General features: G+C 42.0%; 10 protein-coding genes. 2 read left to right on the top strand and 8 right to left on the bottom strand.

All coding sequences use genetic code 11. The features are described 5' to 3' along the window. Positions 1 to 189 precede the first annotated feature (189 nt). From EQU50_RS07155 to EQU50_RS07120, 8 genes are all read right to left on the bottom strand, one after another. Positions 190 to 1,083: an Rpn family recombination-promoting nuclease/putative transposase gene (locus EQU50_RS07155; RefSeq protein WP_130154442.1), complete on the bottom strand. Its 894-nt coding sequence runs from the start codon at positions 1,081 to 1,083 to the stop codon at positions 190 to 192. Positions 1,084 to 1,085: 2 nt separating this feature from the next. After that, on the bottom strand, positions 1,086 to 1,430 hold the full coding sequence (locus EQU50_RS07150; protein ID WP_130154441.1) for a hypothetical protein: 345 nt from the start codon (positions 1,428 to 1,430) through the stop codon (positions 1,086 to 1,088). 223 nt (positions 1,431 to 1,653) lie between these two features. Continuing rightward, on the bottom strand, positions 1,654 to 3,003 hold the full coding sequence (locus EQU50_RS07145; protein WP_130154440.1) for an MFS transporter: 1,350 nt from the start codon (positions 3,001 to 3,003) through the stop codon (positions 1,654 to 1,656). A gap of 772 nt (positions 3,004 to 3,775) precedes the next feature. Further along, positions 3,776 to 4,408 carry a ParB/RepB/Spo0J family partition protein gene (locus EQU50_RS07140; protein ID WP_130154439.1) on the bottom strand — a complete coding sequence of 211 codons (633 nt, stop codon included), beginning with the start codon at positions 4,406 to 4,408 and terminating at the stop codon, positions 3,776 to 3,778. Positions 4,409 to 4,573: 165 nt separating this feature from the next. Next, positions 4,574 to 5,395, bottom strand: coding sequence for an IS21-like element helper ATPase IstB (gene istB / locus EQU50_RS07135; protein ID WP_130153461.1), 822 nt, complete (start codon positions 5,393 to 5,395; stop codon positions 4,574 to 4,576). A gap of 21 nt (positions 5,396 to 5,416) precedes the next feature. Next, on the bottom strand, positions 5,417 to 6,946 hold the full coding sequence (istA, locus tag EQU50_RS07130) for an IS21 family transposase (protein WP_420886594.1): 1,530 nt from the start codon (positions 6,944 to 6,946) through the stop codon (positions 5,417 to 5,419). A gap of 391 nt (positions 6,947 to 7,337) precedes the next feature. After that, positions 7,338 to 7,733 (bottom strand): hypothetical protein, encoded by a 396-nt coding sequence (locus tag EQU50_RS07125; protein WP_130154438.1) that lies wholly within the window; start codon positions 7,731 to 7,733, stop codon positions 7,338 to 7,340. 375 nt (positions 7,734 to 8,108) lie between these two features. Beyond that, positions 8,109 to 8,309: a hypothetical protein gene (locus EQU50_RS07120; protein ID WP_130154437.1), complete on the bottom strand. Its 201-nt coding sequence runs from the start codon at positions 8,307 to 8,309 to the stop codon at positions 8,109 to 8,111. 285 nt (positions 8,310 to 8,594) lie between these two features. Here EQU50_RS07120 and EQU50_RS07115 point away from each other — a divergent pair, with 285 nt between their 5' ends. Together EQU50_RS07115 and EQU50_RS07110 are read left to right on the top strand one after the other, a co-directional pair. After that, complete coding sequence (locus EQU50_RS07115; protein WP_130154436.1) at positions 8,595 to 9,095, top strand: tetratricopeptide repeat protein; 501 nt, start codon at positions 8,595 to 8,597, stop codon at positions 9,093 to 9,095. Between the two features lie 39 nt (positions 9,096 to 9,134). Beyond that, the gene (locus tag EQU50_RS07110; protein ID WP_130154435.1) at positions 9,135 to 10,316 is read left to right on the top strand and encodes a hypothetical protein; all 1,182 of its coding nucleotides are present in this window, start codon (positions 9,135 to 9,137) and stop codon (positions 10,314 to 10,316) included. Positions 10,317 to 10,598: the final 282 nt, after the last annotated feature.

The following is a 10,598-nucleotide window of genomic DNA, read 5'->3' as shown; positions in this document are numbered from 1 at the left end:
TTTTACCCCTTTTTTATCCCCCCAGCTTGACGTGTGTAAATTCATGTGTAATAGTGTCTATGTAATAACTTCTAAGGAAATTTTATACCATGGCCGTCATCGGATACGCTCGTATCAGCAGCAGTGGACAAAAACTCGACATCCAATACAACAGCATGAATACTTGTTCAGGAGTACCACCGAACAAGCTCACCCCATCTCTGATTCCAATCCTTCAACATCTTTTTTAGTAAGTTTGGTGATGGACGCAACGGTATTTGTATCCATGCCAGACGCTAAAAGATTCTTCGCAATCTCTAGCTTGGCTTCCTCCTTGCCTTTTTCAATGCCTCTTATCTCGCCTTTTTCTTCAGCCGCTGTTAGGACATCCTGGGAATGAACGGCCTCTTTGAGATATTGATAATATTCCCCTCGTTCTTCGTCACTCATCTTCAAAACGGCTAATCGTTCCTGAACCTTCTTCATATAAGGCGACTTAAAATCACTCTTCACGTCAGAATGCTTCATCATGTAAAGCCATTCATCAATTTCTTGATGAACCAGCTCATCAAACAAAGGAATCGAGATAAAGAAATATTCAGGGAAAATATCCTTATGCTCAAACATCACCAAGCCTTGGTTGGCTACTCGCATGGTCACAGGTTGGGATGTGTCGATTTCATGGATAATCGTCTTACCGTGATAAATAGGCTTTTTCATCTCTCGAGTAGAAAAGTAAAGCAAACTGATATGGAAAACTTTCTTGATGGTCGTATAGTCTTGGTTACCAGAAATGCTGTCAACCACAAGCCTTGAGGTATTAAAGCACGCTTTGTGCATAAAGTTAGGGGTGAACGAGCGTTCAATCTCCACAATATATTTATTGTCGTTTTCATCCTGGACCACAAGGTCAGCAATACTTTTTTTCAGATGGGCTGATTCTTTATTGGATTCACTTTCCAGCAGAGCATTAATTTTGATAGGCTTATAACCTTCTGTTGCTAAAAGGGCCGAGATAAAGCCTTCGACAATATCATAATCCCCCTTACTCTTGAGGAGATATTTGATCGCATAGTCGAAACTGATCAGGGGTTTATCTGACATTTTTATAATCCTTTATCCGTAAATATGACGGGAGGTAAAACGCGCTTCGTATAGAGCAATCTCTCTTTAAAAGAGCTGCCTTCTGGTAAAGCATTCGTTGTCTTCATGATAAAAAGAACAGCTCTTAATAAGGAGTCTTTTTCATAACTATCCACAACACTAATAGAAGCGGTTTTATCTTTTAGCTTAGAAGGGTTAATCATAAACCATTCTTTATCCTGGTCTTCTTTAGCCAAACGCTTCTGTTGTTCCGCTGTTAAAACCCAAAAATCATCTTCCTCTAAAAAATCAGTGAGATCCGTATAATAGCTTTTGATTGCAGCAGCTGTTTCTATAAAATCAAGCATTGAGAGCCCCCTGCCAATCTAATATCATTATAGTTTCATGGTACCTCTTAAGGTCTTCAGTATAGCATAACCGTTGTAAAACAACAGAAGTATCACTTCGGAAGTGATATGATCAAAACGAGAACGACCATAATCAGAACCATCACCACCATAAAACGCGCTTCCCAGCTCAGACCTCTGGGTTTATTATCCTTCACTTTTAAAGCTCCATAAAAAAACAACGTCAGGCAGCGTGACTACTTACCGCATCATCTAACGGATTAGATATCGTATCAGGTTGCAACCCTTCTAGCTTTTCAAAATGGCGAACACCCCATAAGAAACTTAGAGCTAGAGGAACTGTAACCAAGAGAATTCCACAGTGACCAAAAAAATCAGCCATATAAACGGTACCAAATGATACTATCGGATAGGTTATGGCTCTCCCTAAGGCATAAAAAAAACTGCAAGCGGTAAAGCGCTTATAAACAGGAAATTTATTGTAGATGGCATATTCGGCAGGAAATGTACCAATGTGAAACACCAAGATAAGAGACTGCAGCAAAAATACAAACCATACCCCAGTCTTGACAAACAAACAAAGGGGGACCAAGAGCATTAAAAACAAAAAAATAACACTTTTTGTTTTTAGAATTTTCAAGGGATGCACATAGAAGCTTAAATAACACCATACGAACGCTTGAATAACCTGGACTAGAGTTAAAGCAAAATTGTGGGATATAACGTTTTCTGGTGTATATTGATAAACATTTTTCAGTGTTGGACTAAAATATATAAAAACTAAATAAAATGTAAGGGACCAGCCGCATTGAATAAAAAAATAACCCAGCAACGTACGGTTTGAAATTTTTTCCTTCCAAAAAATTGATCCTTCTCGTAATAACTTTTCTGCCTTTCCTTTGTTTTTGCACTGTTCGGCGAGTATCTTTAATTTTAACTTTATATCCACAAATTCAGGCGTTTCGCGTAAGCGTGTTCTCGCAATAGAACCAACAACAGCAACACAAGCTCCTATCCAAAATGCGCATCTCCAACCAAAACCAAAGGAGGTCGTCAGGGCTGCCACACCAACAGCAGCCATCGCGCCAACAGAAGAAGCAACACTTACAGCAGCCACGGCCGGATACCCATAAGGAGGCTTTGTAATTTCGGTAATATAAATTTGGGCACCTATGATTTCACCCATTGATGAAAGCCCTTGAATAATGCGACAGAGCGTTACCAAAAAAGCTGCACTAATCCCTATTTGAGCATATGTTGGTAAATTTGCCATAAGCATACAAGATATGGCCATCATGGTGGTGGTTATTATAACCGTCGATTTGCGACCAATATTGTCACCAATCCACCCAAAAATTAAGGCTCCAAACGGCCTTAAAACATAGGTAGAACAAAAGGCAAAGGCCGTTATAAGGGAAGCCGTATGAGGGTCAGTCTTTGGGAAAAAGAGCTCATTAAGCAAAACTGCCATATGCACATACAGCATGAGGTCAAAATATTCGAGAAAAGTGCCAATTTGAAGGAGACCAACCGCCTCTTTCTGTTCGCGGTTTAAACTGCTAAGAATACCCATGCTTTACTCCTATGTTCAGTACTACCTGCTATTAATCACGCTTATAAAGCACTTTCCCACCGATGAAAACACTTAAACAGCAATTCTCCAGGACAACCTCTCTATAAAAATTTTAGAAAAGATTTCGTAAAGCTTTTTTTATCCCATATAGGCAGTTTGATTGACTGTCTTTTTTGCTGCCTTTGTTTCAAAAGGTTAAAGGCCGTCTATCTAATCACGGCCACACTTTCAGGTTCATTGTCAGTGAGTGAGACGGAAGGTCCACTTTCTCTTTTTTTTAAAGAATTAAAAACCACAGACAACATAAAAATACCGCCCACTAGGCAGAGAACAGTTCTGTATAAGCATGTCAGATGATCACCAGCAAAAAGACACCACTCCTGCGGTAGGACAGCATGAGCCACTGCGAACGGCACCAGGATAATGGATAGAAGAATTAGGATAACAAGCAGGACTCTTAATAATTTAAGAATTTCTAAACTTTCCGAAAATGAACTGAAACGCAGTGAAAAAGGGTAGAGTAAGCTAATTTACTCCATCCACCTACATTTTTTAAATTGTTAATGGAGAACATGTCAACCTCCATGTTTATTATTAATCCTGTGTGCGACGACTCATTTTAGGTTCCTCAAGAACTTGTGCCCATTACGAAGGTTACCCACAGGGCCCACAAGCCCCTGCCCAGCTTAGCTGTTGATGGCTGCTGGGAAGGCTGTGGACTTGTGGATAACCAGCCCTCATAGAACCAGACATTTCTAAATTGCATAAACTGCTAGTCTTCATGTTTTTTTGGGGATTTCTTTTCAAAGAAATCAATGAGCGCCTTTTTGAGGTCTTCTTTGTTGAAGGCAAAGTCTTTAGAAAACTGCAAGCCCTGCTTGGTCCATATAGCGATGGTTTGTCCAGAGGGCAGCTGAATCTTTCCCTGTGCATTGAGGTCCTGCTGATAACCATGGACAGCTGCCATGACTTTTTTTTCCAGAAGGTTGCTTCCCATTCCTTTACGAATGTCTTCTGCAAGATCAAGCAAAGCGTCGAGGTAATTTTTCCCCTTCTTCACCAAACCGTTAATCGTCCAAGCCGTTCTGGAAGAGACTCTGGACAGATTTCCAACTGTTTCCCAAAGGATAGGGGGGACACGCTCAAAGGAAAGAAAGTTTTCGATTTTGGCTTTTGAGTAGCCAACACTTTCTGATAGTTTTGCTATGGTCAGTGTTTTCCCCTTGATGAGCTTTGAGTAGTACATTCCTTTTGAGTAATCGCAAATGGGAAGCTGCTGGTTTTCTTTAATCTGAGCAATGGCAACCTCTTCATCCGATAGGTCCTGGACGAAGGCCTTTAAGAAGATATTCGCATCACTGCAGGCTTTCCATCTTCTGCTGCCCGCAATAACCTCATACTCTATCCCCTGTTCTTGGGTTGCGTATTCCGGCGAATTCGAACGGCAATTCTGGTTTTATCCGAATGGCCGTTCCGGTTTAATTCGAACGGTGAATCCGGTTTTATCCGAACGCGGATTCTGGTTTAATTCGAATACGAATCAAAGAGAAGCGAACTCTCCGATTTTATCTCATTTTTTCACCCCTTCATTGTTTGTGATTTCCGTTGTGTCATGCAAAGGACCCTCGATGTTTTTTTGTTTGGTGTTTTCCTGATCCTTTTCTTTACTCCTCACTTTTCTCATAGATTCCCCTTTAATTTCAAGCCTATAAGAATTATGAACCAACCTATCGAGGATAGCATCCGCTAACGTCTCATTTCCTATGGTTTCGTGCCAGAGTTTGACAGGAATCTGACTGGTGACAATCGTAGAGCGTTTATCATGTCGGTCATCCAAAACCTCCAATAAGTCACGGCGTTGCTCATCTGTCAGAATAGACAATCCAAAATCATCTAAAATTAAAACCTCCGTTTTAGCAAGTTCACTCATTCTTTTTCCATAACTCCCATCCCCCTTTCCAAGCTGCAATTCGCTAAGCAAGCGACTGAGGCGGCAGTAATGAACTTTATAACCTTGAAGGCAAGCCTTGTGGGCCAGAGCACAAGCCAAGAATGTTTTCCCCGTGCCACACGGCCCAACAATCAAAATATTATGATGAGAAGCAACCCATTGGCATTGAGAAAGTGTGGCCAACAAAGATTTGTCTAGGTTACGCTGACATGAATGGTCAATATCTTCAAGGCAGGCCGTCTGCTGTAGTTTGGCACTGCGCAAGCGTGCCTGTAATTGCCTGTTTTCCCGGGCGATGACTTCTGTATCAACCAACAAGCCAAGACGTTCTTCAAAGCTCAGCTGCGTTATGGTTGGTTGCTCCAGCTGTTCTTTAAAGGCTTTTGCCATAGAATGAAGACGAAGTTTTTGAAGGTTGTAAACAATTGGATTCAGTAACATGAAAGGGTCTCCTTTTTTAGATTATTTAAAGTATTTTTGGCCACGAATATATTCGTGAGAATCAGAGAGGCTATTGACTTCTGAGGACGAGGATAAAGACTGTTGATCCATCTTGTTCTTCAAAATAGATTCAACATTTTTGTAACTGTGGCCTCCTATCTCTAAAGCCCTTTTACAAGCCAGCTCTAAACGGTCTTCACCGTAACTCTTGCCGAGCCTTAAAATCCCAAGACACGTGCGAAACCCCTGTTGAGGATGGGCGCGTGAAGCCATGATGACTTCTATCAATTTTGCCGTTGCTTCCCCCGTTTTCTTGGCCCAAGAAACAATTCGTTCGGGTGTCCATTCCACCTGTGCTTGATGAGCTTTTGGCATGTGCAGAGTATTTGTCGTATATCCGTTGGCACCATAACTTCTGACATGGGTCGCGACACATTTATTCTGACAAAAAATTTCAACAATCGTCGGTCCATAGCGAACATAGAGAGATTCCTTTGCCAAGGCATAGGGAACACTGTAAAAATGCTTGTCTAACTCAATATGGTAGTTGAAGCCGGCTTTAACTTTTTTCCACTCGGCGTACTCATACCGAGTTGTTGGAAGGGATTTTAATGCCTGTTTCTCAAGGTCTTGAAAGTGGCTTAAACGGGATCCTGGCAGTTTTTGGAAAGGACGTCGGTTTAAGACATCCAAAAGTGGCTGAATAGCTTGGTTTAACTCGCTCAAGCTAAAAAAGGTACGGTTACGAAGCTTGGCCAGAATTTGTCTCTCGACTTGTTGGACTGCATTCTCAACTTTAGCTTTATCCTTCGGACTTCTTGACCTTGTTGGAATAATTGCGACGCCGTAATAAGAGGCCATATCTTGATAGGTTGGGTTGATATCAGGTTCGTAAAGATGCGCCTTATGGACCCCACTCTTTAAATTGTCTGGCACAACAATCTCTGGACAGCCACCATAATATTCAAACGCATTCACGTGAGACTTGATCCAGTCTGCAAGCGTTTGGGTCCATGTGGCCTCCACGTAGGTAAAACTGGACGCACCAAGCGCAGCTACAAAAATCTGTGCTTCACCGACTTCCCCTGTCGACGTATCCGTTACAACGGACATCGTTTGACCGGCATAATCCACAAAAAGTCTCTCTCCTGCTTTGTGGGTCTGGTGCATCCAGACATCAAGTGTTGAATTACGCCATCCTCGGTAAACGTCGCAGAACTGGCTGTAGCTAATCCCTTGGGGGTACTTTTCTTTATACTCACTCCATAATAATTGTAACGTAACATGCTTGCACTTGAGTTCTTTATGAATATAAATGCAATCAATCTCTCCCCGTTGTTCTTTATTGATTTTTTGAGCAGGCGGATACAGCTTGATCTCCAACTCTTCGTCGCCTAGATTGTCGGGCACAGGCCAGCTTAAGTTAACTGCTTTTGCCCTCTTGACGCCTTCAACCGCCGTACTCGCGCTAATGCCAATGCTCTTGGCTATCTCCTGGTAACTACATCCACAGCTGTACCGTAAACGTAAGATTTCTCTGATCTTTCTCATTGATATGTGACTCCGTGACATGGGCTGTTCCTTTCATGTTTTGTTGAACAAAAAAAGGATACAGCGTTCATAAAACGCGTTTTATAACCAAAGGTCTCCTTGATACAGGAGGTCAAAGGCCATCGCTTCGTCTTGGAATCGTTATTCGATTTAAACCAGAATCACTGTTCGATTTGAGCCGGAATTGCCGTTCGGATTAGACCAGAATCACCATTCGAATTGAGCCGGAATACGCACCAAGAGGATACTTCCTCCATCCCGGTCTGATTTTAGACACTGGGGGGGGCAGGAGGAGGGGTATCTGGATTCCAGTCGTCCTTATGGGATGGTTGTATAAGGGCTCGTCGCTGTGGGATTGTTAAAATACCCGATCCCTTGAACTCTCCTCCCCTTAATGGTTCTTCCCCGTAATCCGACGGATAAGGCCTGTAGCCATGTCCTTAAGAATCGCTAAGAACTCCTGAACGATATAGTTCACTTCAAGTTTAGGAAGCTGCTGGGGTTCATCAGGTTTGCTTTTCTGTTCCGGAGCTTCTAACGGTTCTGGCTTTGTAGGGTGTTTAGTGTCTGCCACCCTCTTTTGGTCCTTCTTTTTTCCGGACTTCAAAGAAACGCCAGCCACCTCAGCCCAACGGTACAACGTAGAGGCTGCAATCTTATTCGCCTTGGCGTACGCCTCCACGGTAAGAGAACTGGCTTGACACCCTGCGACCAAAGCCAGTTGCTTCTTTTTGGTAAATACAGACTTTTTTGTTTTGACGACTTTTTGACGTTTGGTTTTAGGCACGACCGAGGCTATTTGTTGAGTTCTTCATGGATGCATCATAAGACACTTCTGACAAATCGTATTACCAAAAATGAATTCTATTCTAGCGACCGTATTGACCGCGAAGACGGGTTTTCTGTCAGGAAAGACGAGCAGACCTTGTTGAGCCTTTGCAGAAAGGATTCGTCCATGTCCGGAGCCAATCGTACCGTTAACTGAGACTTCCCAAACCCTGTTTCTGTCTCGTTGGAAGAAGTGAGAGATTGAGGCAAGACATAAGCGTTTTCTTCCATGCAGATCTTCCAAGTTGTAGGTGTTTGGGTAAGCTGGGGGCCTCACTGATTGAAATCATAGAACCAATCGATCCTCCAAAACAACACCCCAATCCAAAAAGTTTTAAAGGAAAAGGGACCATCCTAAATACACCAGGAACGTTGTCACCAGGACAATCCACAGGTTTCTGGAGGATTGTTCATGGGGGCTGCTCGTGTGCAAAAAGCAGGCCAAGGGACTGAGGGGGGATACAATGCCACAAGGACAGGATTGATTAAAATTGAAGGGGGTATCATGATCAAAATCATGGGGAAAATTAGCCATACGCGTTACTCTCTAGTTATTGATGGTGTTATGTTAAGAACCTCGCTCTCTGTTGGTTGAGTACTCAGAAAAATATAATATTTCCCTCAAGCCTTTCATGCTTAAAGGTTGAGTTTACTGTTTCAGATGTGGGTTATTCTTATCATTCTAAGAAAATTCTTGGAAGAAGGCAAGCATAACGGTGGTTGAAGGAGCCTCTTTTGAGTAATCGTTTCATAAAGATCATGTAGGGGATAAGGAAACTGTGTTATTTTTCAAAAAACAAACCAAGAAGGAGGATGAAAAATGTTCCTAAATTCAAAAAAAGGGTTTTTTCTCACTTTACCCATGATAGTAACCGCTTTAACTGTTGGTGCCCAGAGTAGTGTCGATGTTGTTGCTGATGGTGCTGACCATAAAACAGTGAATCACGAGACTGTGAAATCTTTTAAAGCTATAGACCCAGCGTCTTTGGAAATGGAAAAAGACTTAACCCACCCAAAAAGAACTTTAACTCAACATCTTGAAACGATTGCAGAAGCTAAGAAAGGTGACCTAAGTTGCGTCAATTGTGTTGCGAGTTATTATTTGAATGGGAGTGTTTTAAAAAAAGATTTGGAAACAGGCATTGGCTTGTACTTATGGTCTGCGGAACATAAAAATTCGAATGCGATGTATGAGTTAGCGAAGTTTTACGAGAAGAAAGATGCTAGTCAAAGTATAGAGTGGAAAAAATTGGCTGCTCATCATGGGCATTTTGGAGCAGCTGAAGAACTTTATGGCTCTGACGAAGACGGAATTTATTAAAAACAGAGAAGAACGAATGATTCTATGAAAGTCGGTTTTATGGTTAAAAAAAAATTCTCTTCAAGATTCGGTTCTAAACGGCCGTTTGTCACTTTTTTGGTTATCTTTTTATCTTGGTCGCTGAATGTTGCTTTGGGTTCTGCCGCTGGGGAAGAATATGGGGTTCGGTGGAAGGAATCCTTTCGCAATACCTTGGGTGTTGATCTAGATACCATACATCACAGAATGGCTCTTTTCGAAAAGGAGGCGACGAGCAAACTTCAGTCTAAAGATGCGACAAGAAATATTGCGCTGTCTTCTATAACCATTCTCTATAGGGAGGATGGAAAAGGGAAGGCGTTGACATATGACTTTCCGAAAGGCTGTATCTTTGTGAGTGGCTCAAAGACGGTGGAGATAGCCGAGACATCTTCTTCTTTTCGATTTCTCCCTCCAACAGACCAAGATGACCTTGTTAGGTCTATAACCAGTAGGGTTAAAGCCGTAGGGCTGTTAAATACGGGGGAAAGAGTTTTTTTATCTCCCTCTGTGCTAAAAGACCTTGATGAACGTCTGAAATGTATTGCTGCGGACCAAAAGATACGAACAGATTACAAGGAACTCAGACAGATTCTTGCCAGACACAAGGGTCTTAGCTTTAATCAAAGAAACGCAGATGCTGTTCCTACAAAGGCCCAACTGGATCAAGAGCTAGAGAAGATTGGAACAACGATTAAACAGTTAGGTGCTTATGAGTTTGATCGTCGGGAAGCATTAGGGGCCGTTACTCAAGAACTCGAAATAATCCAAAAGCATTTATCGGAGTTAACTAACCTTAAAAAGCATATTGATGATATCAACCAAGCTTTAAAAGGGTGTGCCGATGCAGAGCAGCACCTTCTTGCCTATTTGACAGAAAACTTGGTTGAATTAGAAGGTTTACCGGCTAATGCAGACGTTGATCATATTATTCTTCATATTCATTCTCGTTTTGATATGTGCCAATTCTGTTCCCCTTCATTTTGGATTGAATTGAAAAGACCCGATGGGTTTTTGCAAGACCTCCGAAAAACTTATACACAAAGCGGGAAAGAACCCATTATCACAATCCTTGTGTCGAGCCGCGAAGAACTTAAGGGAGCGGGAAGACGGGCAAGTGGGAAAGACCAGAATGAGGCCGAACCCATAGATCTAAGTCAGGCTCCTCAATTTGTTTACCAGAAAATTCAAGTCGTTGAATGAAAATTGATTACAAACCTTCCTTTCTGGCTGTATCCGGTGATTGACGTAACCTTGTCTTTTAGACGTGAATCAACCAAATGAGGGTGTTCTTAGCTCCTTTAGAGATTGAAGCCTTACAAAGCGTCCTCATCCATCAAAACGCAAGGGTATCTATCTCTCTTCATTGCAAAAGGCGTAAGCTGTATTTGGATGAAACAATACAAAATCTGGCAATCTATGAGTCATTCTGCGAGAATTTTCTTTTTCAAACAGAGTTTAAATATAATGACACGTTGACAGAAC

Origin of the sequence: Candidatus Finniella inopinata (assembly GCF_004210305.1) — a bacterium.
GTDB lineage: Bacteria > Pseudomonadota > Alphaproteobacteria > Paracaedibacterales > CAIULA01 > Finniella > Finniella inopinata_A.
Note: the sequence above shows the minus strand (reverse complement) of the source record. Positions and strands in the feature narration are given on the sequence as shown.

Bases quoted from the DNA above. Each gene is read 5' to 3' on its own strand.
- EQU50_RS07155 (WP_130154442.1), bottom strand. From the start codon at position 1,083: ATGTCAGATAAACCCCTGATCAGTTTCGACTATGCGATCAAATATCTC.
- EQU50_RS07150 (WP_130154441.1), bottom strand. From the start codon at position 1,430: ATGCTTGATTTTATAGAAACAGCTGCTGCAATCAAAAGCTATTATACG.
- EQU50_RS07145 (WP_130154440.1), bottom strand. From the start codon at position 3,003: ATGGGTATTCTTAGCAGTTTAAACCGCGAACAGAAAGAGGCGGTTGGT.
- istB (WP_130153461.1), bottom strand. From the start codon at position 5,395: ATGTTACTGAATCCAATTGTTTACAACCTTCAAAAACTTCGTCTTCAT.
- istA (WP_420886594.1), bottom strand. From the start codon at position 6,946: ATGAGAAAGATCAGAGAAATCTTACGTTTACGGTACAGCTGTGGATGT.
- EQU50_RS07120 (WP_130154437.1), bottom strand. From the start codon at position 8,309: ATGGCTAATTTTCCCCATGATTTTGATCATGATACCCCCTTCAATTTT.
- EQU50_RS07115 (WP_130154436.1), top strand. From the start codon at position 8,595: ATGTTCCTAAATTCAAAAAAAGGGTTTTTTCTCACTTTACCCATGATA.
- EQU50_RS07110 (WP_130154435.1), top strand. From the start codon at position 9,135: ATGGTTAAAAAAAAATTCTCTTCAAGATTCGGTTCTAAACGGCCGTTT.